18 protein-coding genes are annotated in these 21,227 nt (G+C 61.9%); 10 read left to right on the top strand and 8 right to left on the bottom strand.

The genetic code is table 11. From position 1 onward, the window contains the following. Positions 1 to 68 precede the first annotated feature (68 nt). The 4 genes from Q4S41_RS10755 to mraZ are packed head-to-tail and all read right to left on the bottom strand — an operon-like array spanning position 69 to position 4,854. Complete coding sequence (locus Q4S41_RS10755; protein ID WP_369811283.1) at positions 69 to 2,522, bottom strand: penicillin-binding protein; 2,454 nt, start codon at positions 2,520 to 2,522, stop codon at positions 69 to 71. Then, complete coding sequence (locus Q4S41_RS10760; protein ID WP_305031113.1) at positions 2,519 to 3,451, bottom strand: FtsL-like putative cell division protein; 933 nt, start codon at positions 3,449 to 3,451, stop codon at positions 2,519 to 2,521. The genes Q4S41_RS10755 and Q4S41_RS10760 overlap by 4 nt, the downstream gene beginning before the upstream one ends. A 9-nt stretch (positions 3,452 to 3,460) precedes the next feature. Next, a complete protein-coding gene (rsmH, locus tag Q4S41_RS10765) occupies positions 3,461 to 4,384 on the bottom strand; it encodes a 16S rRNA (cytosine(1402)-N(4))-methyltransferase RsmH (RefSeq protein ID WP_305031114.1) in 924 nt (307 codons plus the stop codon). Continuing rightward, positions 4,381 to 4,854 carry a division/cell wall cluster transcriptional repressor MraZ gene (mraZ, locus tag Q4S41_RS10770; RefSeq protein ID WP_305031115.1) on the bottom strand — a complete coding sequence of 158 codons (474 nt, stop codon included), beginning with the start codon at positions 4,852 to 4,854 and terminating at the stop codon, positions 4,381 to 4,383. Before mraZ ends, rsmH begins: the two co-directional genes overlap by 4 nt. Positions 4,855 to 5,174: 320 nt before the next feature. Here mraZ and Q4S41_RS10775 point away from each other — a divergent pair, with 320 nt between their 5' ends. From Q4S41_RS10775 to Q4S41_RS10785, 3 genes are all read left to right on the top strand, one after another. Next, entirely contained in the window at positions 5,175 to 5,618 is a 444-nt protein-coding gene (locus Q4S41_RS10775) for a hypothetical protein (protein ID WP_305031116.1), read from the top strand. A gap of 98 nt (positions 5,619 to 5,716) precedes the next feature. Beyond that, positions 5,717 to 8,107 carry a TonB-dependent receptor gene (locus Q4S41_RS10780; protein ID WP_305031117.1) on the top strand — a complete coding sequence of 797 codons (2,391 nt, stop codon included), beginning with the start codon at positions 5,717 to 5,719 and terminating at the stop codon, positions 8,105 to 8,107. Positions 8,108 to 8,198: 91 nt separating this feature from the next. Further along, positions 8,199 to 8,579 (top strand): heavy-metal-associated domain-containing protein, encoded by a 381-nt coding sequence (locus Q4S41_RS10785; protein ID WP_305031118.1) that lies wholly within the window; start codon positions 8,199 to 8,201, stop codon positions 8,577 to 8,579. 234 nt (positions 8,580 to 8,813) lie between these two features. Here Q4S41_RS10785 and Q4S41_RS10790 read toward each other — a convergent pair whose 3' ends face one another. Further along, positions 8,814 to 9,020: a hypothetical protein gene (locus tag Q4S41_RS10790; RefSeq protein WP_305031119.1), complete on the bottom strand. Its 207-nt coding sequence runs from the start codon at positions 9,018 to 9,020 to the stop codon at positions 8,814 to 8,816. Between the two features lie 182 nt (positions 9,021 to 9,202). Between Q4S41_RS10790 and Q4S41_RS10795 the strand changes: the two genes are divergently transcribed. Both Q4S41_RS10795 and Q4S41_RS10800 read left to right on the top strand, forming a co-directional pair. Continuing rightward, positions 9,203 to 11,503 carry an efflux RND transporter permease subunit gene (locus Q4S41_RS10795; protein WP_305031120.1) on the top strand — a complete coding sequence of 767 codons (2,301 nt, stop codon included), beginning with the start codon at positions 9,203 to 9,205 and terminating at the stop codon, positions 11,501 to 11,503. Between the two features lie 20 nt (positions 11,504 to 11,523). Further along, positions 11,524 to 11,991: a hypothetical protein gene (locus tag Q4S41_RS10800; protein ID WP_305031121.1), complete on the top strand. Its 468-nt coding sequence runs from the start codon at positions 11,524 to 11,526 to the stop codon at positions 11,989 to 11,991. Between the two features lie 39 nt (positions 11,992 to 12,030). On the opposite strand, the gene Q4S41_RS10805 is transcribed toward Q4S41_RS10800, so the two are convergent. Then, the gene (locus tag Q4S41_RS10805; RefSeq protein WP_305031122.1) at positions 12,031 to 12,582 is read right to left on the bottom strand and encodes a prolyl hydroxylase family protein; all 552 of its coding nucleotides are present in this window, start codon (positions 12,580 to 12,582) and stop codon (positions 12,031 to 12,033) included. A 97-nt stretch (positions 12,583 to 12,679) separates the two neighbouring features. On the opposite strand from Q4S41_RS10805, the gene Q4S41_RS10810 reads away from it, so the two are divergent. The 4 genes from Q4S41_RS10810 (at position 12,680) to Q4S41_RS10825 (ending at position 15,618) form a co-directional block, all read left to right on the top strand. Then, the gene (locus Q4S41_RS10810) at positions 12,680 to 13,504 is read left to right on the top strand and encodes an oxygenase MpaB family protein (RefSeq protein WP_305031123.1); all 825 of its coding nucleotides are present in this window, start codon (positions 12,680 to 12,682) and stop codon (positions 13,502 to 13,504) included. Between the two features lie 9 nt (positions 13,505 to 13,513). Next, entirely contained in the window at positions 13,514 to 13,927 is a 414-nt protein-coding gene (locus tag Q4S41_RS10815) for a ribosomal maturation YjgA family protein (RefSeq protein ID WP_305031124.1), read from the top strand. Between the two features lie 74 nt (positions 13,928 to 14,001). After that, positions 14,002 to 14,919, top strand: a complete 918-nt coding sequence (locus Q4S41_RS10820; RefSeq protein WP_305031125.1) for an FKBP-type peptidyl-prolyl cis-trans isomerase — start codon at positions 14,002 to 14,004, stop codon at positions 14,917 to 14,919. A gap of 192 nt (positions 14,920 to 15,111) precedes the next feature. Continuing rightward, entirely contained in the window at positions 15,112 to 15,618 is a 507-nt protein-coding gene (locus Q4S41_RS10825) for an FKBP-type peptidyl-prolyl cis-trans isomerase (protein ID WP_305031126.1), read from the top strand. A gap of 155 nt (positions 15,619 to 15,773) precedes the next feature. Here the strand turns inward: Q4S41_RS10825 and Q4S41_RS10830 are convergent, their stop codons facing one another. Both Q4S41_RS10830 and Q4S41_RS10835 read right to left on the bottom strand, forming a co-directional pair. After that, positions 15,774 to 19,481 carry a DEAD/DEAH box helicase gene (locus tag Q4S41_RS10830; protein ID WP_305031127.1) on the bottom strand — a complete coding sequence of 1,236 codons (3,708 nt, stop codon included), beginning with the start codon at positions 19,479 to 19,481 and terminating at the stop codon, positions 15,774 to 15,776. Between the two features lie 315 nt (positions 19,482 to 19,796). Next, positions 19,797 to 20,561 carry an SDR family oxidoreductase gene (locus tag Q4S41_RS10835; RefSeq protein WP_305031128.1) on the bottom strand — a complete coding sequence of 255 codons (765 nt, stop codon included), beginning with the start codon at positions 20,559 to 20,561 and terminating at the stop codon, positions 19,797 to 19,799. Between the two features lie 170 nt (positions 20,562 to 20,731). On the opposite strand from Q4S41_RS10835, the gene Q4S41_RS10840 reads away from it, so the two are divergent. Then, positions 20,732 to 21,145, top strand: coding sequence for a winged helix-turn-helix transcriptional regulator (locus tag Q4S41_RS10840; RefSeq protein WP_305031129.1), 414 nt, complete (start codon positions 20,732 to 20,734; stop codon positions 21,143 to 21,145). The last annotated feature ends 82 nt before the right edge of the window (positions 21,146 to 21,227 follow it).

A 21,227-nucleotide genomic window follows, 5' to 3' on the forward strand; every position in this document is an offset into this window, starting at 1 on the left:
GAGTTAAGCGTTAGGAGCGAAGAGTTGGCAGGCTGCTTTTAACTCTTCGCTCCTAGCACTCGTCTGGTTCAGGCGCGGCGGACGGCGGGTTTGGCCGGTTTGACCTTCTTGGAGTTCTGGTCTTGGGCTGGCTGGCGGGCTTCTTTAGACTTGGCAGGCGCTTTCGCAGTCGTAGCGGGCTTTGCGACAGAAGCGGCCGGCTTGCGGGCTTTAGCATTCGGCTTCACGCCGGCCGAGCGTTCGGCGGCCTCCGTTTGCACATGGGCTTTCTCGCCGGCGGCGAAGGATTTGCGGGGCTTAGCGACCTCCATCTCGACCGGAACCAGCAGCTTGTTTTCGGCCAGGTCGGTATGCTCGGGCTCGGGCAAGGCCTGCGGGGCAGCCAGGCGCGGGCCCGATTCGGCCAGGCTCAACGTGATGATATCGCCTCGCTTGATGGGCGCCCCCACTTCCAGGGACTGCTCGCGCACGCGGCCCGTGCCCACGGCCCGCACGTGCAGGCCCCGGTTTTCGAGCAGAAACAAGGCGTCGCGCAAGCTCAGGCCGCGCACCTGGGGCACGCGTCCGGCGCGTACCGGGTTCACCACCAGGGCCACGGTACGGGCGTGAAAGGCCGTGTCGGAAGCGGCGCGCACCCACTCTTCGCCGCCGGTGGCCTGGGTGTTGCCCGAGAGGCCCAGCTTCTGGCAGACCAGGGCCAACTCGTCCTGCATGCCGGCGCGCACCAGCGGCACGTGGCTCTTGTTCAGGCGGGCCTTGGCCAGCAAGGGGCGCTGGCTGAGTAGGTCGCGCGCCATGCATTTGTCGGCCACCTCGCGGAACACCGGCGCGGCCACATCGGCGCCGTAGATGCGGCCGTTGCGGGGTGAGTCAACCACCACAATGCAGCTGTACTTAGGCTTGTCGGCCGGGAAGTAGCCGCAGAAGCTGGTCGAATACGTTTTGGTATACTGGCCGTTTTTGAATTTCCAGGCCGTGCCGGTTTTGCCGGCAATGCTGTAGTCCTTGGGCCGGATGCTGCGGGCGGTGCCGGCCAGCACCACGCCTTCCATCATCGATTTCACCTTGGCCAGCGTGGCATCGGAGCAGATTTTGGGGTTCAGCACCCGGGGCTCGTTGCGTTGCAGCACTTGGTCGGCCTGCTTGATTTCGCGCACAATCATGGGTTGCACCTTCACGCCACCGTTGGCCACGGCGTTGTAAAATGCCAGCGTTTGGAGCGGGGCCAGCTTCAGCTCGTAGCCGATGCTCATGGTGGTGAGCGAGGTGCGGCTCCAGCTACGGTCCTTGGGGTCTTTAACGTAGGGCAAGGCCTCGCCGGCCATCTGGAAGCCGAGGGGCTTGTCGAGGCCAAACTTCTTCAGGTAGTCGGTGTATTCGGTTGGGTTACCCGAGAAATACTTGTCCACCAGCTTGGCCACGCCGATGTTGCTGGACTTCTCAAACACCTGCTGCACGGTGATGCGGCCGTAGCCGTGCGAGTCCGATTTCACGGCCCCGCCCACGTACATGCGGCCGTTGCCCGTGTCTACCATGTCGTCGAGCGTCACGTTGGGCCGCGCCTCAAACAGGGCCATCATCGAAGCCAGCTTGAACGTGGAGCCCGGCTCGGTGCGGCCCTGGTCGGCAAAGGCGTAGTTGTAATCCTCCTTATACGTATCGTCCGAGGCTTTGCCCAGGTTGGCCACGGCCTTGATTTCGCCGGTGGCCACTTCCATCAGAATCACGCAGCCGTACTGGGCATTGTTATCGACCAGCGACTTGTAAAGCGCGTTTTCGGCCACGTCCTGCAGGTTGATGTCAAGGGTGGTTTTCACGTCGTAGCCGGGCAGAGGTTTCACTTCGGTGCCATCGAACACCGGCTTCACGCCGCCCGGTACGCGCTCAAACAGGGCCTCGCCAGCCTTGCCCGCCAGGCTTTGCTCGAAAGTGTATTCCAGGCCGGCGCCGTGCTTGTCCTCGTTCACGAAACCGATGGTACGCTGCGCCAGCCCGCCAAACGGCCGGAAGCGCTTGTCGACCTTCTCAAAAATGGCACCGCCGCGGTTGCGCTTGGCCCGGAAAATAGGCCAGTTGGCCAGCTGCTTTTTCTCCTGAAAATTGATTTGGCGGGAGTTGAGGCGGATGTAGCGCAAAGCCGGCTCCTTGGCGCTGTGGGCATTCACGAGCCGGCGGCGGTATTCCTGCACGCTGCGGTCGCCGAAGAAGTGAGAAAGGTGCCAGGCCAGCGAATCCACATTGGCCTTAAACACCTCGTCATCGACCACGCCGGGGTCCCAGGCCACCCGGTAAAAGGGCAGCGAAGTCGCCATAATACTCTCGTTATCAGAGTAAATATTGCCGCGCGTGGCGGGCACCGGCTGGTAGCTGATGCGCCGCTCCTGCTCCAGGGCGCGCCACCGGGCGCCTTCCTGAAACTGAATCTTGGTGGCTTTCCAGAATATGGCACACGAAAAAACGGCGACCCCCAAAAAGGCCAGCCGCACTCGTGTGACAATGGATTTTTTAACGCTGCCTTTCATCGGGAATGGCTTCTAACGGCTTGCTTAACGGGCGGCTTCGCTTTGCGGGAAGCTGCTTTTAGAGTTGCCTTGGCTTTGGCGTTGCTCCTGGCAGTGCTTTTCTTCACGCCGGAAGCCGGTTTGGCGGGCAGGCTTTTGGCTTTGGGCTTTTGCGGTGCGGCGCGAGGCGGCGCTACCGGCCGCGCAACGGGCGCCGCGGCTCCGGCCGAATCGCCGTCCAGCGCCTGGGGCGGGGCAATGATTTCAGGTCCGCTGTCGACGCCGGTTTCCGAGGCTTCGCGCCGACGGCGGCCCGTCTGCACGTCGGCTTGTTCGGCGGCGGCCGAGTCGCGGGCGGCGCGGGCGGCCAGCGTATCGGCCGTGAGCACGGGCATGAGTTCCAGCTCAGCGGCGTCGAGGTGGCCCTTGGGCACCGTGATGCGGAAAGGCGGCGAGGAGCTTTCCACCAAGCCAAAAGCCGCCACTCTGCGCGCCACTTCGCTCTGCTTGCTGGCCTCCATATAGTCCGATTTCAGGGTGGTGTAGTCGGCGCGCAAGTCTTCGGTTTCCTGCTTGAGGCGCTGAATGTTGCGGTTCATGCGGTTGCCGTAGTGCGTGTTGCCGATGTAAAGCAGCGTCAGGGCCATAATGAACAGCAAGTGCGGCAGAAACCGTACCGGCAGGCCCTCCCGGAACAGCCCGTCCACACTGGTCATCCGGTCAAGCAGCGAAAACAGGCTCCACGAACTGCGGGGCCTCACTGGCTCGGGTGCGGGCTTGCGGGGGCGTTTCTCACGCACCGGAGCGGGTTCGGGGGCCGGCACCGGTTCCGGCGCGGGCGCTTCAACCACGGCCGCCTCGGGCAGCACTTCGGGCACCGGCGGGGCTACCTCGCGGGGCACATTGGCCCGGCGCGGGCTGTCGGTGGGTCTGAGCGTATTGGCGGCCATGGCTACCTCTTAATTTTTGATTGCAACCCGCAATTTAGCACTTCTAGCGCGGCTGTTCAGCGCGATTTCGGCGGCGTCGGCCTCCTCGGGCTTGCGGTTGAGGGCCTCAAAGGGCTTGCTTTCATTGCCAAAGAAGTCTTTTTCGACGGTCCCAAAAAACTTGCCCTTGCCAATGAAATTCTTCACCAGCCGGTCTTCCAAGGAGTGGTAGCTCATCACCACCAGCCGGCCGCCCGGGCGCAGCACCTCGGCCGTTTGCAGCAGCATTTCCTGCAGGGCCTGCATTTCCTGGTTCACCTCGATGCGCAGGGCCTGAAAAACCTGGGCCAGATACTTGTTCTCCTTGCCGCGCGGCGTACAGGGCTGGATGGCCTGCTTTAGCTCGCCAATGGTTTCGAGGCGCCGGCCGCGCCGGCCCACCACCACGGCCTGCGCCAGAGTGCGGGCGTTGGTCACTTCGCCGTACATGCCGAAGATGCGGTGCAGGTCGGCCTCCTTATAATCGTTCAAGACATCGGCAGCGGTGAGGGGGCCGTCGGGGTCCATGCGCATGTCGAGCGGTCCATCGAAGCGGGTCGAAAAGCCACGCTCGGGCGTATCGAACTGGTGCGAACTCACGCCCAGGTCGGCCAGCAGGCCATCAACGGGCAATGCGTCAAGCGCCTGCAATTCAGCAGTTAATTCACGGAAATTAGCCTTAACAAATGTAAACTGAGGACAAATTAACTTTTCTGCTTCCACTTCTGCGTCGGCGTCCTGGTCGAAGCTGTAGAGGTGGCCGGTGGTAAGCTTTTCCAGGATGCGGGCCGAGTGCCCTCCCCCACCGAAAGTCACGTCGACGTAACGGCCGTCGGGCCGCAGGTCGAGCCCGGCCAGGCACTGGGCCAGCATCACCGGGCGGTGGTAGGCGGTATCGTTGGCGTAGTCGCTCATGCTGCAGGGCCGCTCGGGGCGGGTGTATCAACCGACAAAAACTTCTGGGCCAACTTACTAAAGCTTTGCTGGTCTTTAATCAGGTACTCATCGTAGCGGGCCGGGTCCCAGATTTCGCACCGGTTGCCCAGGCCCACAATAATGGCTTCCTTCTCAACCCCGGCATAACGCAACATGCTGCGGGGCAGCATGAACCGGTTGATAGAGTCCAGCTCTACTTCGGTCATGCCCCGAAAAAAGTTGCGCTGAAACTGCCGGTACTCTTCGTTGAATTCGTCGAGCGCCATCACCTTTTCGTGGATGACCTGCCAGGCGGCCCGGGGGTAGAGCACCAGGCAGGGCTCAAAGCCCCGCACGAGAATAAGTTGATTGCCCGACTGCTCGGGCAGGTTGCCTTTCACTTTGGCCGGCAACACAAGCCTCCCCTTGGGGTCGAGCTTGCATTCGTATTCGCCGGACAACAGGTTCATGGGCACTGGCCGCCGGGGAAGCAAGAGGGCGACATTGGCAAATGTACGGGACTGCTTTCGAAATTCAACCACGATTTACCATTTCCTACCACAATACTAAAACGGCCTTATCACCTATTTTAAGGCCATTTCTAGCACGTTACGTCAAATTCTGGTGAGGTTCGAGGATTAAAGCAACGGTGACCTTGCCATTGTGTCAGGCCAGAAATAGAAAGCCGGCCAACCAGATTGAACCGGTAGGATTGTTCCGGATTCTGCACTGCCGACGCCCGATTTCCGCACGGTTTGCCCACTGTCGGCAACTTATCTTTGCAGTCGTCATGCCCCGCCATTCTTTTATCCGTCGTCTCGTCAGCTTGCTGCTGGCCGTGCTGGTGCTCACAACCTCGGTGGGCTTCACGGTGCAGCGCCTGACTTGCCGCATGAGCGGCCGCAGCACGGTAGCGCTATCGGTAGCCGGGCGGGCCGATTTGCGCGGGTGTACCGCCGACATGATGCCTGCGAAGCCCGTGGCCAAGAAGGATAATTGCTGCGACTTCAGCAAGCAGCTGCACAAGCTCTCGACGCCGTCGCACGAGTTGGCGGTGAAAGTGCTGGTGCCGGCCCCCGCGCTGGCCTTGGCGCCGCTCGGGCTGGCCTGGCCGCAACCGGCTTTGGTGCCCCTAGCTCCGGCTAACATGCCCCGCTGGTTTGCGGCCGATTCGTCGCCCCCGCCAAGGGGAGGGCGCGGCTTGTTGGCGTTTGTCTGTACGCTGCTCGTCTAGAGGTTTTCTGAAAATGCCTTTGGCTGCGTGGTTGCGCAGCGGGCAGTATTGCGGCTTAGCGCGGCAATTATATCAGAACGCCTTAACTTACAGACATTATGAAACCTTTTCGCGGGATGCTCCCGCCGTTTGCGCTTGTTGCACTGGTAACAGTTTGTTTGCCGGCACCCGAAGCCCGCGCCCAGGCCATTGCCCCGGTGCGGGGCGAAGTCACGGAGGCCGGCAAGGGCACTCCCCTTCCCGGCGCCGTGCTGCGCTGGCTCTTCGATGCCGACGCCGCCAACGCGCCCGTCATCACGACTACCTCAGATGAGGCCGGGCGCTTCACGTTGCCCCGGCCGGCGCGGGCGGCCTCGCGGCTGGTGGTGCAGGCCTTGGGCTATCGGGCCGATACGCTGGCCGTGCCCACCACCGGCGCGCCCTACCTGCGGGCGGCCTTGCGCCCCGGCCAGGAGCTGGGCGAGGTGACGGTGACCGACCGCGCGCCGGCTTATTCCTCCCTCACGCCGGCCAACGTGCAGATGATTTCGAGCCGCGACCTCACGAAATCGGCCTGCTGCAACCTGGCCGAAAGCTTCGAAACCAATGCCTCGGTGGAAGTGACAACCTCAGACGCCGTGTCGGGGGCCAAGCAGATTCAGCTGCTGGGGCTCGATGGCAGCTACTCGCTGCTGACTGTGGACAACCAGCCGGCCCTGCGCGGGCTGGCCGCGCCCTACCGCCTGGGCTACCTGGCCGGCCCGTGGATTGAGAACATTGAAATCATCAAGGGCACGGGCTCGGTGGTGAATGGCTACGAGGCCATCTCGGGGCAGGTGAACGTGAAGCTGAAGGAGCCGGAGAAAACCGACCAGCTGCTGTTCAACATTTACGGCAATGACCTCGGCAAATTCGACGTCAACCTGAATACCTCGGCCCGCCTGAATGCCAAGTGGAGCACGGTCCTGCTGCTGCACACCGACCACCTCGGCAACCGCGTGGACCGCAACAAGGACGGCTTTCTGGACTTACCGCTGGCCACGCAGTTCAATGCGTTTAATAAGTGGAAGTACATCTCGGGCAAGGGCCTGGTAAGCGAGGTTGGGCTGGGCGCGCTGCGCGAAACCCGTCAGGGCGGTCAGCTCGATTTCCGCGATACCGGCGCCGAGGCATTTACCCGGAATTACGGCACCACGCAGGCCACCACCCGTTACACGGGCTACGCCAAAACGTCGTACACCTGGCCGTCGCGGCCATTCCAAAGCCTGGGCTTGCTGCTCACCGGTACCAACCACGACTTCACCTCGCGCTACTCCTACGGCTACCAGACCCTGCACACCGACCACGACCCCAGCCTGCCGTTTTACTTCGTGTCCAACCCTTCGTCGCGCAGCTACGACGGCACCCAGCGCACCGGGCAGGCCACGCTGCTATTTCAGAGCGCGCTGGGCAATACTTCGCATGTGTACCGCACCGGGCTGAGCTTTCTGTACGATAATTACGACGAGCGCCTGACCGCCGGCCGCAGCTACCTCACCGAAACGCCCACCGACGTGGAAGCCCGCGAGCACCGCACCCGCCGCGAGTTGGTGCCCGGCGCCTTTGCCGAGTACACCTACCAAAACAGCCGCAACCTGACCGTGGTGGCCGGCCTGCGCGCCGACCGCCACAACCTCTACGGCTGGCAGGTGACGCCCCGCCTCAACCTGAAGTACGACGTGCTGAAGAACACCGTGCTGCGCGCCGCCGCCGGCCGCGGCTTCCGCGTGGCCAACCCCATTGCCGACAACGCCGCCATGCTGGCCAGTGCCCGTGAGTTCGTCATCGGCACCAACCTGCGGCCCGAAAAGGCCTGGAACCTGGGCGGCAGCGCCACGCAGTATTTCACGGCGCTGGGCCACCCGGCCACGTTCATCCTCGACTACTACCACACCGAATTCCAGAACCAGGTGGTGGCCGATATGTACACCTCGCCCGGCCTCATTGCCATCGACAACCTGCAGCCGGGCGGCCGGTCCTTCGCCCGCAGCCTGCAGGCCGAACTGCAGCTGGAGCCGCTGAAAGGCCTGCAGGTGAAGGGCGCCTACAAATACCTCGACGTGCGCACCACCTACGACAACGTGCTGTTGCCCAAGCCCCTCACGCCCGCCCACCGCGCTTTCCTGAACTTGGGCTACGCCAGTGCCTTCGATAAATGGCGCGGCGATTTCACGGTGCAGTGGTTCGGGCAGCGGCCGGTGGCGCACATCAGCAGCACGCACGCGCACGGCACGGCCCAGGAATACCGCCCCGAAACCACGCCCCGCTACGCGTTGCTGAACGCCCAGCTCACCCGCGGCTTCAAGCGCTTCGACCTGTATGCGGGCGTAGAAAACCTCACCAATTACCGCCAGCCCAACCCCATCGAGGGCGCCGCCAATCCTTTTGGGCCGACGTTCGACGCGGCCATGGTGTGGGGGCCCGTGTATGGCCGCCTCACTTACGCGGGCCTGCGCTTTCGAATTGAGTAGTGGTGCGGCAAGCCGTAGCTGGCACCGCACAATCAAATTTTTCCGGCAGCAATTTTGTTAGGCCGCCGTCAACCGCTTTCAATATTCCATTATGAAATTCCTCCTCCCGCTCTCGCTTTCGCTTTTGTCGCTGTTCAGTGTATCGGCCCAAGCCCAGGCGCCAACGGCGCTGGTAGTTGCCCAGGCCTCATCCAAAGGCACCGCTACAGCTCAGTTCAAAACCTCGGCCGTGTGCGACATGTGCAAAGCGCGCATCGAGAAAAGCCTGGCCTATGAAAAAGGCGTGCAAAGTGCCGTGCTCGACGTACCCTCCAAAGTTCTGACTGTAACCTACAAAACCGACAAAACCACGCCCGCTGCCCTGCGCACGGCCGTGCAAAAAACCGGCTACGACGCCGACGACCTCACCGCCGACGCCCGCGCCTACAACCGTTTGCCCGACTGCTGCAAAAAAACCAACGCCGTCCATTAATCCACAGACCACGGATTTTGCGGACGTATAGGTTGTAGAGACGCGACACTTCGCGTCTCCCCGTTGAACGAAATCGTTGTGGCAGCGCCGACGGGAGACGCGAAGTGTCGCGTCTCTATAATCGTTCGCACAAAACCGAAATACATCAATCAACAAAAAAGCCCCGCCAGGAAATCCTGGCGGGGCTTTTTGTTACGCTTGCCGTGGCAAAGCGGCGGCAAGAGCCGTGCGCAACTACAGTTTAACGGCCACAGCGGGCTTTGCGGCGGGTTTCACGGCGGCTGTTTTGCCGCCTTTCATGCAGCACGACGAGCCGCCGGCCATGCTTTTGGTGCAGGTTTCTTTCTTGCCTTTTTTACCGTCTTTGTCGTGGCCGTCGTGGGCGAAAGCGGTGGTGCCGGCAACGGCGAACAGGGCGAGGGCGAGCAGGGACTTTTTCATGCGGAAAGATGGGGAATAAGGAGAAACAAAAGCGGAAAACCGGGGGTTTTCAGGCTCTAAGATACGGCCCAAAAGCGTAAGTTTTTCGGCCCGCGTATAAGCAGCTTCAATTCCCTATTTCGCTCACCAACTGCCGCCTGCCGGCGCGGGCTTCGGCCGGCGCTGCGCCGGGCGGCCTGCCGATGTCCCTTCGCCGATACGCTCACCTCATCCTGCTCGTGCTGGGCCTGCTCACGGCCGTGAGCGGCTATTTCGTGGCTCAGCTGCGCTTCAACTACAATTTCAACGACTTCTACCCGGCCGGTGACCCCGACCTGGATTACTACCAGGGCTACACCCGACGCTTCGGCAACGACAACGACTACCTGCTGCTGGGCGTGGAAGCCCCCGCCGGCCGCACGGTGTTCGACGCCGGCTTCCTGACCCGGGTCGATTCGCTCACCCGCCTGGCCCGGCGCGAGCGGCACGTGGTGGCCGTCACCTCCCCCACCACCATCAGCAACCCCGTGGTCGAGGGCCTGGGCTTTTTCAACCTGCCCTACCTGCACCCCGCTGAGCCCGCCCGCCGCAGGCAGGATTCGACACTGATATACCGCACGCCCGGCCTCGTCGGCAACGTGTTCAGCCCCGATGCGCGGGCCGTGACGCTGGTCATCCAAACCACGCCCGACCTCAAAAAACCGCCCGGCGACTCGCTGCTGGCCACCTTGCGCGGCGGCCTGGCCCGACTCAACTTTCCGGCGAAAGACTACCACTTTGCCGGCCGCGCCGTGGCCCAATCGGTGTTCGTGGACCGGCTGCAATGGGAACTGGCCGTATTCATGAGTTTGTCGGTGCTGCTCGTGACAGGCTTGCTGTGGTTCACGTTCCGGACGTGGTGGGGCGTTGTGCTGCCGCTGGTGGTGGTGCTGGGAGCCATTGTGTGGGGACTGGGCGTGATGGGCGCCAGCGGCATCAGCATCGATTTGATGACGGCCCTGCTGCCGGTGATGATGTTCGTGGTGGGCACCTCCGACACGGTGCACATCATTACGCGCTACGTGAGCGAGCTGGGCTACGGGGCCAGCAAACGCGACGCGCTGTGGGTCACGCTCAAGGAATCGGGGTTTGGCTCGGGGCTGTCGGCCCTCACCACCAGCCTGGGCTTTTTCACGCTAATGACCAGCACCATCCGGCCCATTTACAACTTCGGCTTGTTTACGGGCATCGCTGTGCTGCTGGCCTTCGTGCTGAGTTTCACGCTGCTGCCGGCGCTGCTGTTGCTGCTGCGGAAGCCCCAGCTGCGGGTGCCACGCCAGCAGGGGCACAGCTGGGACGGCGTGCTGGGCCGCCTGTTCCGCACGGTGCTGGTGCGGCGGCGCTGGATTTTTGCGGCGAGTGCGCTGCTGCTGGCGGCCTCCATCGGGCTGGCCACGCGGGTCCGCATCAACTCCGCCCTGCTCGACGACCTCTCCAAAAACGACCCCGTGCGGCTGGATTTCGTCTTTTTCGAGCAGAAGTTTGCCGGCGTACGGCCCTTTGAACTGGAGCTAAAACCGGCTAAGGGGCACGATATTTTCGACCTAGCCGTGCTGCGGCAGACCGAGCAATTAGAAGGCTACCTGCAGCGCACCTACGGCCTGCGCTTCGCCGCCTCGCCCGTCACGCTGGTGAAATCGGTGCGGAAGGCCCTCAACGGGGGCGGCCTGGCCGAGTACCGCCTCCCGGCCGATTCGACGGAGCTGGCCCGCCTGCGCGGCAAGCTCAAACTCTTCCGCAAGAAGCCCGAATTCCGCGCCCTGGCCACGCCCGATGGCACGGCCGGCCGCCTCACCGGCCGCATGGCCGACGTGGGCAGCATCCGCGCCGACGCGCTGAACGACGGCCTGCGCCGCTACCTGCGCGTGAGCATCGACTCAACCGTGCTGCGCACCCGCCTCACCGGCTCCAGCAACCTGATTGACAAGAACAACGAGAACCTCACGCTGAATATGATAACCGGCATGAGCATCGACATTGTGATGGTCACGCTCATTGTGCTGGCCTTGTTTCGGTCGTTGCGCATGACGGTGGTGGTGCTCATTCCCAACCTCGTGCCTATCCTCATCGTGGCCGGCGTGATGGGCCTGGCCGGCGTGAGCATGAAGGTGAGCACCAGCATCATCTTCACCATCGCCTTCGGCATCGCTGTCGACGACACCATTCACTTCATCAGCAAGTTGCGCCTCACGCTGGCCCACGAGCCCAACCTCTTCAAAGCCGTGAAGCACACCTACCTGCTGGCCGGCAAAGCGGTTATCGTCACCTCGCTCATCCTAGTGGGCGGCTTCTCCACCCTGCTGTTCTCGTCTTTCGACGGCACCTTTTACGTGGGCCTGCTCATCGGCCTCACCCTGCTCTTCGGCGTGGTGGCCGAGTTGACGCTGCTGCCGCTGCTAATTCTGTTTTTCTACAAGCACAAGCCGAAGGCGATAATAGAACCAGCAGCGGAATCGTTAGCTTAATGCTCCATGTCGGCACAGCAATGAACAGAATCGCTACTGTCCTGAGTTTACTTCTCGCATTTTGGTGTGTCAGTTGCAGCAGTTCTCTTCAGGCAGTTAATAGCTGTGACTGTTGCGGCACAACGTATACCAGCATCAGCGTAGCAAATAATTGCCTATCAAAGTCCAGTTCATCAAAGACAGCTGCTGAGGAAAAGCTGCTTCTTATTGCTTTTGTCACGAAGAATTTAAAAGCAAATCAGGAATTAGGCTGGACCATCATTGGCGACAACCAAATTATTAATCTTGCCAAGCAGAAATACCTTTTGGTGACGCTGGATGCGAATCATTTTCAGGGCCCTGCTGAATTAAATGAGTTGATTGGCAAATACAAGAATAACTCGTTTTTCGTAATTGCCAATCAATCATTGTATCCGTTTGCTGACTGGTCTGCCACCGATAGCAAGGAATTTGTAATTAGTCGGCTTGTCAATGGGAATGGTCCATAATCTGTAACTGACACGTTACTGCCATTATTTGATTTTCCCCTATACTTCCTCCGTCCGATACATCACGTCCGAGCGCAGCACGTATTTTACGCCCTGCGTCACCTCGCTGCCTTCGTGGAAGAGGCTGTGCAGGAAAATGAGCGCCATGCCCTGGCGGGGCCGGATGCGCAGCCCGCGAAACGTGGTGTCGCCGCCCTGGAAGTTGTCATTCAGATATACCATGAAGGTGAAGTAGCTGGCCTCGCGCTCGTTGCGGATGTAGCTTTCGTCGAAATGACCCTTGAACTGGTGCCCGCGCTGGTAGCGATAGAATCGAAACAGCTCGTTGAGGCCGATGGGGTGGCTGTGGCCGAGCTGCTGGGGCACGAAGGGCTGCAACTTTTCCCAGAGTGTCTGGGCCAGCTCTTCGCTCTTGTAAAACGCCCGATTATTGTTGCGAATATCCGTCCGCACCTTGGCCCCGCTGGCCGTGTTGACTTTGGCCAGCTCGTACCCGATTTTTTCGCTGAGCACGAGGTTTTCCAGGCATTCCTGCCGGGTGAGAAAGTCTTCTATAGTGAAAATAGACTCTGTTAGCTGGGTGAATTTCATGGAGCAAAATAACTACTAGTAGTCAGTTGACTCGGGTAGAGAGTATCAACTCTTCCAATAATGTGCTAACTTTGTATTTCAAAGTTCTTTTTCAACCATGAGCTACTTCGTCGCTCCCGATTCCATCGTCCGCCGCATTTGGGGTTCGGCCGATACTGTGCTGTTCATCTTTGCCGGGGCAGCGGCCGAGTTTGCCCTCAACAAGGCTGTGGACTGGCTCTACTTCACCGGCCGCCTGCCCGCCGACCCGCTCGACCGGCTGTTCTCAACCGTGGACTACGCCCGCCGCATCGTATTTGCCGACCGCGCCGGGGCCGAAAAAGCCATCGATACCATTGCCGCCATCCACGGCGCGGTGGAAGCCAAGCGCGGCCGGGCCATTCCCGACTGGGCCTACCGCGACGTGCTGTTCATGCTCATCGGGTATTCTATTCGGGCGTTCGAGGTGCTGGAGCGCCCGCTCACGGAGACCGAGTGCGCCGAAATCATGGCGGTATTCACGCGGGTGGGCCAGCGCATGGGCATCCCGGGCCTGCCCACCACCTACGCCGACTGGCAGGCAGCCCGGCAGCAGCACCTGGCCGAAAACCTGGCCGTAAGTGTTTATTCGGCTGATTTATACGTGCAGTACCGCAAGCATTTGGGCGGCCCGCGCTACCAGCTGCTGCGGGCCGTGCAGGGCCTGGTGGTGCCGCCCGGCGTGCGCCGGCTGCTCGCCCTGCCCCCCGGCGCGCTCATACTGCCGGCTGTGGCTTTCTACCGCCGCACCAAGCGGTGGCCGGCCAGCCAGTGGGCCAAAAACGCCATGCTTCCCGCCGAATACCAGGCCCGCATCCACGCCCTGGACGCCGCGCCGGTGCGCAATTCCGTGACGGCGGCGCAGCCTTCGCTCATACGCTGCCCCATGGGCTATTCCCACTAAGCAGGGCCGATGATGCAGCTTCGATTTGAGAAACAATACTTCTTGTTGGGCATCGGCTTGCTGGTGCTCGAAATCCTCATCGCGCTTTACCTGCACGATAAAATTATCCGGCCCTATGTGGGTGATTTTCTGGCACCCATCTTCCTCTACTGTTTGGTTCGCAGCTGCTGTATGGTGGCGCCCCGGCGCGTGGCGGCCGTGGTACTGCTCATTGCCTACCTGATAGAGTTGTTGCAGTATTTTCATTTCCTGAGCTGGCTGGGCTGGCAGCACGTTCGGGTGGCCAACGTGCTGCTGGGCAACCACTTCGAATGGGCCGACCTGCTGGCCTATACCGCTGGCATTGGGCTGGTTCTGCTGGTTGAACAACTGAGGCGGGGCCCTGCGAGCGCCCGGAACGAATGGCGTCGCGTTGCTGGTTAGGCTCAGTCCACGGCAGCCTGCTCTTTTGGGAAGGAGCATTGCGGGTTGTGGCTTATTTTTACCAAAAAACTGCTATGAAAATTCGTTTTACGCCCGGTCTGCTCCGGTTCTTTTTCCTGTTGCTGCTCGGCTCGGCCGGCATGGTGGCCACTTCCTGTAAGAAGGACGGGCCCGAATTTGAGGACTTTAGCGCCCAGGATGATGGCCAGATAAAAAACTATCTGACCAGTAAGAACCTCCTCACCGCCCAAAAGCAGCCCTCTGGCCTCTACTTCCTGCCGGTTCGGACCAACGCGAGTGCCAAGAAGGTTACCCTGGGCAGCACGGTGTCGGTGCTCTACACCGGCCATCTGCTCGACGCCGCCGGTACGGTGTTCGACGCCACCTCGCTGCACAGCAACAAGCCCATCACCTTCGTGGTAGGTGCCGGCAACCTCATCCCCGGCTTTGAGGAAGGCATTTCCCTGATGCACATCGGCGACAAGGCCGAACTGCTGATACCGTCCGGCCTGGCGTATGGCTCCAACACGCTCAATGGGGCAATTCCGGCCAATTCGGTGGTGCGCTTCGAAGTGGAAGTGCTCGACTTTGCGGTCATCGACGACAACATTATCACCGATTACCTGTTGGCGCACAACATCACCACGGCCCAAAAACAAGCTTCGGGCCTGTACTTCCTGCCCATCAGCACCAATACCAATGCCGTGCGGCCCACCAACGGCTCCACGGTGGTGGTGCAATACACCGGCCACCTGCTCGACGCCGCGGGCACCGTTTTTGATGCCTCTACGCCCACCACACCTTTCTCCTTTGCCTTCGGCGGCAAGAAGGTAATCGCTGGCTTCGAAGAAGGTATCGGCCTGATGCACAAGGGCGACCGGGCCGAACTGCTGATTCCGTCGGCCCTGGCTTACGGGCCACAGGGTTCCGGCACCCGCATCGACCCGAATTCTGTGCTGCGCTTTGAAGTAGAAGTGGTGGATGTGCGCTAAGCCCTGACCGCTCCCCCATCGGCACCATTAAAAAAGCCGGGGCCCAACCATTCCGGTGAGCCCCGGCTTTTTTTATGCCGGCCTTATTCAGCCGTTGCACAAAGCCAGTCCCGGGGGCACCTATCCTGCCCGCTTCATGTAAGTACGATAGGTAACGGCTACTTTTACTCCGCTATTTTACTCAAAAAACGCATGAAATTCCCATTTTCGACCGGCATCCTCCGGCTTTTATTCCCGGTGCTGCTGGGCTCGGCCGCTCTGGTCACCACGGCGTGTCAGAAAGACGAAACCACTGATTACGCCCCCATCGACGAGGGCCTTATCAAGAAATACATCACCGACAACAATATCACCACTGCCCAGCGGCAGGCTTCGGGCCTGTACTACGTGCCCGTAACCACCGCTCCCACCGCAACCCGCGCGGTAGCGGGCCGGACGGTTTCGGTGCTCTACACCGGTACGACGCTCGATGGCAAAGTATTTGATGCCACCAAGAACCAGTACACGCCGTTCAGCTTCGTATTGGGTGCCGGCAAAGTCATCAAAGGCTGGGAAGAAGGCATTGCGCTGATGCGCAAGGGCGAGAAAAGCGTGTTGCTGATTCCGTCGGGGCTGGCCTATGGGGCCCAATCGCCGAGTTCCGCCATTCCGCCCAACTCAGTACTCCGGTTTGATGTGGAGCTGGTGGATATTCAATAATCAGCCGCAATAGCCGCACAGAAACAGCACGTCATGCTGAGCGCAGCCGAAGCATCTCTACCACAGCAGTAAATCAAATTACTTGCAGTAGAGATGCTTCGGCTGCGCTCAGCATGACGTTTTTTTGTCCGCTCTTTTTCTTCCGACAATTGTCTTCAAACAGCCTCCTGTTCGCTCCCGGCCACGCGGGCCAGCATGGCGGCGTGGTGCGGCGCGCGGCGCAAAATCTCCTCGTTGCCGAGCAACACCAGCTGCTGGCGGGCCCGCGTAAGGGCCACGTTGAGCTTGCGGTCAACGGTGCCGTCCTCGTTGGGCGACACCATCAGCTCCAGCTGGTGCTCGTGGTGGCAGCAGAAACTTACGATGATGACGTCGCGCTGTGAGCCCTGGTAGCGCTCCACGGTGTCGACGCTGACTTGCGCGAGGGCGGGCAGGGCCAGCTCATCGGCCAGCGTCGCCAGCCGCGCGCGGATGAGCGCCGCCTGGTTGCGGTAGCTGGCAATGATGCCCAGCGTGGTTTCGGGGTTGAAAGCGGGGCCGTAGCCTTGCAAAACGTAGGCCGCGGCGCGGGCCGCCAGGTCGGCCTCCTGCGCCGATTCTTTCATTGATAAATCTTCGGGCTGGCGGTGCGTGGGCACGAAAACGAGGCGCCGCTCGCTCATTTGGCGGGTCAGGGCATCGGCCGCAGCAGGCCAGGCGGCGCGGTTCAGCGGCTCGTGCTGCCAGGGCAGCGGGCAGCGCAGCAGGCCGTTGTAGAAGTCGTCGTTCACCAGGGCCACCAGCTCGGTGTGCATGCGGTAGTGGTCGGCGAGGGTGCCGTGGGCGTGGGGCCAGTGCGCCTCGGCCTTTTTGAACAGGCGCTCGAAGTAGGAGTTGCGCATGTTGCTGAGGCCCAACTCCCGCTGGAGCAGCTCGGCCACTTCTTCGGCCACGGCGCTGGCTTCGGGCTCCTGCGTCACCACGGCCGGCAGCTGGCGGTGGTCGCCGATGAGGATGAACTTGTTGACTTTGGAAAGTAGGCTCAGCATGGGCGCTTCCAGCACCTGGCTGGCCTCGTCCACCACGGCCAGGTCGAACTGCTTGAGGGTGAACAGCTCGGGCTTGCCCAGCAGGCTGGCCACGGTGCCCACGTAGAAGGGGCAGTTTTTGAGCCGGTCGCGCACGGCCTGGCGGCTGGGGCAGTCGCGCAGCATGTTGTCGAGCAGATACGGGCGGTAGTGCACCGCCGTGCCCAGCCGCGAGCCCACCCGGATAAACGGCAGCCCGGCCGCCACCAGCTGCTCGCAGATTTCGTCCACGGCGCGGTTGGTGTAAGCGGCTAGCAGCGTGTGCTTGTCCTGTTTGTAGAGGCGTTCGGCCAGCTCGCGCAGCACGGCGCGGGTCTTGCCAGTGCCGGGCGGGCCGCAGAGCACAAACCAATCGGGCGCGGCCAGGGCGCGGGCCACCACCTCCGGCGCCGTGGTGGCGGGCGCCGAGGCGGGCGTCCAGAACTCGGGCTCGGGCTGGCGCGGGGCGGTGCGGGCCAGCAGGCGCTGGCGGCGCTCCGGCGCCAGGCTCAGAAAGGCCGAGATGCTGGCCCACTCGCGGCGGAAGGTGTCGTAGGTATCGGGTTCCAGGGCCCAGTGCGAGTGGCCGTGCAGGTAGCGCGGCGCCAGCCGCCGGTTGCGGATGGAGAGCACCACCCGGCCATCGGTGCCCAGGTCTTCGGCCAGAACGACTTTGACCACCTGGCTATCGAGGGGACTCAGGGTTTTCGGGACTTGGGCACCTTGATTTTCGTCTTTTGCGTCTGGCGTCGCAACCGCATCTACCGGCGCGCTGGCTTTCCGGCGCGGGTACAAAATCAGCGTGTCGCCGGCCCGGAAATTGACTTCACGGCCCCCGGCGGTACGCTGAAATACCAGGTGCGGCCCCAAGCCATCGCGGGCGTCGTCGTCGGCATTGCTCTGGTCGTCAATCAATTCCAACTCGTCGAGCAAGCTAAAATTCTGATGCTTGCGGGCCTGGGGCAGCAGCCAGAGGCCCGCCTGGCCGCCGGCATCGCCGGGGCGCGCCTCGTCGCCGAGCAGGGTCAGGCGCATTTCGCGGGCCGAGAAGCGAATCAGCTCCAGGCAGTAGGCGCGCTCCACCACGTCGGCGGCGGCCCAGGCGTTGGCCACGTGCTGGGCTTTGTCGCGCCCGAAGCTGGGCAAGCCGGCTAAGTTGGGCTGGATGACGGGCGCCAGTAGCTGGCGCGTCTGGCGCGGGCCGGTGGCGCGGGCCAGCTGCAGCTCCACGCCCACCAGCTGGTTGCGGGCATTGAGTAGCCGGTCAATAAGGTTCTGGTCCTGGTCGACGCGGCGCACGGCCGACTTCCCGTCGGTCGCGTTCGAGTACAGGATGCTGGTGCGGCCCCGGCCGGCGGTTTCGCCGTCGGCCCCGAATACCGATTCGAGCAGCAGGCGGTAGAGCTGGGCCTGGGCGGTGTGGTTGGTCCAGGGTGGCCCGCCGGGCACCGATTTTGAGCTTTTCAGCTCAATGAGGTCGTAGCCGGTGGGGCTTTCGTGCAGCAGGTCGAGGCGGCCCTGCAGGCCGTAGGTGGCGGAGAGGAAGGTGGGTTCGAGGAAGCAGTCGGCCACGCGCAGGCGCTGCTGCTGATAGCCGGTGCGGCTGTCGGCCACGAAGCCGCGCAGCTGGGTGTCGCGCAGGGTGGCGTGGTGGCGGCGCAGGTCGTTGAACAGCTCGGGCACGCCGTTGCGGGTCTGGAACTCTGGCAGGGTGCTCAGCGCCAGCGGCTGGAGGCGGAAGAGGCGCTTGTGGAGAAAATGCTCCAAGTCAAACTCGGCGCGGCTGTCAACGCTCTGTAGAGGCACCTCTCCCCCCGACTCTTTTTCTAAAAGAGAGGTCGAGTCGAACGATGCGCTGGCGGCGAATGTGTTTTTGGCGAAGCCCTGGCCGGGGCGACCTTTGTCCAGCAGATTGGCCAGTGCGGCCATGCGCTCCTGCATGGTTTCTGCTTCACTTTTGCTTTTCCGCTCCTCGTAGCGGGCGGCATGGCTCACTTCCTCGTCCAGCAGCATGTTCACCAGGTTGCCGAATACCAGCGGGCGCGAGGTTTCATCGGGCAAAAACGCGCTGATGAGGGCCCACTCCGGAATGGTGCCGTCCTTCTGGGCGCACTCGGCGATGGTGGTGACGTTGATGAGGTAATCGGGCTCGAGCACCACGCGGCGCGGCTGCACGCGGCCATCGGGCAGCAGCACCGGGCCGATGAGGTGCAGCGTGGGGTGCAGCACCGCGGCCGTGGGCAGCAGGCTGGCATAGGCCTCGGGCAGGATTAATTCGAACGGGCCGGCGGGGCGGCCATCGGCGGGCTGGTCCATTTCCACAGTCAGCTCGCCGGTGGCCAGGTTGGTGGCCAGCACGTGCACGCGCCAGGCCACCTGCGGCGTGGCGGGCGGCAGCGGGGCCGCAGCCAACGCGGCTTCAAAGGCTTCCTGCTCGTTTTCTTCGAGGCCGGCATCGGGTGGCAGCTGCAGGGCCGGGCCGTCGTAGAGCACGCCGGTGAGCTGCTCAATCAGCTCCACCACGGCGCTGAAGCCGGACGCTACTTCGGCTACGGTGCCGGGGTAGCTTTCGTGCAGCACCAGGTTGGCACTCAGGCGCAGGGCTTGCAGCTGGTGGCGCAGGCGGCCGGTGAGCGAATGCTCGTAGGCCACGAAGCCGATGGCCTGGCTGAGGTTGCCGAAGGCCACGCCCCGGCGCTTGTACTCGTCGCGCAACACGGTTTCGAGCAGCTTGCGCAGGCGTGGGAGCTGGTCGGCGGGGGTGGCGGTGGCGTCGGTAGCGAGGGCCGCAAGACGTGGAAAGTAGCGGGCAGGCATGGGTTTCAGCGGTAGAACAAGGTTAAAAGTACCGCTGAGGGATGGATTTTTTGTTGGAAGAATTTAAAACGTTATGCAGAGTGCAGCGAAGCATCTTGCCCGCCACCACTAATTCAATTGAATTAATTGACTAACCATGAATCCGCTGGAATAAGCTTCAGGAAATAGAAGATATAGTGGCGAGTGGAATGGTCCGGACTCCTCGCCCCTAACTAGCCGCGGCGCTTGATACGAAAAAGACCGTTTGCTGAGAGCAAACGGTCTTTTTCGTATCAAGCGCAACTGAGTCGCCGGGGGCAATGCCCAGAACTGACCTTACGCGTAGCGCATGGTGGAACCGCCGTCGGCCAGCACCTCACTGCCCAGCATGAAGGAGGAGTCTTCCGATGCCAAAAACACCGCCACCCGGCCCATCTCGCGGGGCTGGCCGATGCGTTTGAGCGGAATCGACTCCACGAAGCCGGCCTTAACCTGGGCAGCCACCTCGGCCGGCAACCCAAATTTGCCGAACACCGGCGTGTCGGTAGAGCCGGGGCTGAGCACATTGACGCGGATGTTGCGCTCCAGCAAATCCAGCGAGAATGAGCGGGCGAAGGAAATGACACCGGCCTTGGCCGCCGAATAAGCCGCCAGCCCCGCCGACCCCTGATGGGCCGAATTGGATGCCACCAGCACGATGGACGCGCCGTCGTTCATGTGCGTCAAGGCCTTCTGCACCGTGAAGAATACGCTTTTCAGGTTCAGGTCCACGGCCCGCTGGAAATCATCTTCCGTCGCGCTGGCCACCGAAGCCGCCGTGCCCACACCAATGGCCCCGCCCGCGCTCACGACCAACGTGTCGAGCTTGCCGAAACGGTCGGCCACGGCCTGGAACATGCGCTCTAAGTCGGCGAGTTGGGTCACGTCGCCCTGGAGAGCGATGAAGTCGTCGCCCAGTTCCCGGGCCGCGGCGTCCAGCGTTTCGCGGTTGCGGCCGATGATGGCTCCCTTGGCGCCTTCTTTTTTGAATTCCTGCGCAATGCCGAAGCCAATGCCGCTGTTGCCGCCCGTGATGACGGCTACTTTGCCTTGTAGTTTCATGGTTGAAAAAAGGATGGTTGGGGCATGGATAATCCCCCTTGGTTGAATTACCCGGGCTGAAGGCCAGCCCGGAACGCAAGCGCCAACACTGCGTATATTTGCTTGCGATTTGCAAGTGCAAAGGTATATTATTAAACTTGCAAATCGCAAGTAAAATTTATTTTCCTCTGATGAAACCGCCGAAACAGCGCTCAGCCTGCGCCCTGAGCTCCTCGCTCGACATCCTGGGCGACAAATGGACCCTTCTGATTTTGAGGGATATCCTGTTTATTGGCAAGTCTTCCTACGGGGAGTTTGCGCAGTCCGAAGAAAAAATGGCCACCAATGTTCTGGCCGACCGGCTGGCCTTGCTGGAGTGTCAGGGCATCGTAACCAAGACCGTGGCGGCCGACAAGAAGTCGAAGTTCACCTACCGCCTCACCGAAAAAGGGCTGGACCTGGCCCCGCTCATGGGGGAGCTTATTCTGTGGGGCCATCAGCACTGCGCCAACGTGGATGACACGGCCCTGATGCTGGAACTGCGTCAGGACCAGGCTGGTACCATCCGCAAGTACCAGGAACTAGCCCGGGCCGCCGCGCGCTGAACCGAATTTGCTGACGCCAACCGCTTCTGAGGGAACAAAAGGCTGTGCGCTGCCTGGCATCCTGGGGCTTCGGCCTCGAAAT

The organism is Hymenobacter convexus (assembly GCF_030580955.1).
Classification (GTDB): Bacteria; Bacteroidota; Bacteroidia; order Cytophagales; family Hymenobacteraceae; genus Hymenobacter.

Coding starts and splice junctions, on each gene's coding strand:
- Q4S41_RS10755 (WP_369811283.1), bottom strand. CDS start 2,522: ATGAAAGGCAGCGTTAAAAAATCCATTGTCACACGAGTGCGGCTGGCC.
- Q4S41_RS10760 (WP_305031113.1), bottom strand. CDS start 3,451: ATGGCCGCCAATACGCTCAGACCCACCGACAGCCCGCGCCGGGCCAAT.
- rsmH (WP_305031114.1), bottom strand. CDS start 4,384: ATGAGCGACTACGCCAACGATACCGCCTACCACCGCCCGGTGATGCTG.
- mraZ (WP_305031115.1), bottom strand. CDS start 4,854: ATGAACCTGTTGTCCGGCGAATACGAATGCAAGCTCGACCCCAAGGGG.
- Q4S41_RS10775 (WP_305031116.1), top strand. CDS start 5,175: ATGCCCCGCCATTCTTTTATCCGTCGTCTCGTCAGCTTGCTGCTGGCC.
- Q4S41_RS10780 (WP_305031117.1), top strand. CDS start 5,717: ATGAAACCTTTTCGCGGGATGCTCCCGCCGTTTGCGCTTGTTGCACTG.
- Q4S41_RS10785 (WP_305031118.1), top strand. CDS start 8,199: ATGAAATTCCTCCTCCCGCTCTCGCTTTCGCTTTTGTCGCTGTTCAGT.
- Q4S41_RS10790 (WP_305031119.1), bottom strand. CDS start 9,020: ATGAAAAAGTCCCTGCTCGCCCTCGCCCTGTTCGCCGTTGCCGGCACC.
- Q4S41_RS10795 (WP_305031120.1), top strand. CDS start 9,203: ATGTCCCTTCGCCGATACGCTCACCTCATCCTGCTCGTGCTGGGCCTG.
- Q4S41_RS10800 (WP_305031121.1), top strand. CDS start 11,524: ATGAACAGAATCGCTACTGTCCTGAGTTTACTTCTCGCATTTTGGTGT.
- Q4S41_RS10805 (WP_305031122.1), bottom strand. CDS start 12,582: ATGAAATTCACCCAGCTAACAGAGTCTATTTTCACTATAGAAGACTTT.
- Q4S41_RS10810 (WP_305031123.1), top strand. CDS start 12,680: ATGAGCTACTTCGTCGCTCCCGATTCCATCGTCCGCCGCATTTGGGGT.
- Q4S41_RS10815 (WP_305031124.1), top strand. CDS start 13,514: ATGATGCAGCTTCGATTTGAGAAACAATACTTCTTGTTGGGCATCGGC.
- Q4S41_RS10820 (WP_305031125.1), top strand. CDS start 14,002: ATGAAAATTCGTTTTACGCCCGGTCTGCTCCGGTTCTTTTTCCTGTTG.
- Q4S41_RS10825 (WP_305031126.1), top strand. CDS start 15,112: ATGAAATTCCCATTTTCGACCGGCATCCTCCGGCTTTTATTCCCGGTG.
- Q4S41_RS10830 (WP_305031127.1), bottom strand. CDS start 19,481: ATGCCTGCCCGCTACTTTCCACGTCTTGCGGCCCTCGCTACCGACGCC.
- Q4S41_RS10835 (WP_305031128.1), bottom strand. CDS start 20,561: ATGAAACTACAAGGCAAAGTAGCCGTCATCACGGGCGGCAACAGCGGC.
- Q4S41_RS10840 (WP_305031129.1), top strand. CDS start 20,732: ATGAAACCGCCGAAACAGCGCTCAGCCTGCGCCCTGAGCTCCTCGCTC.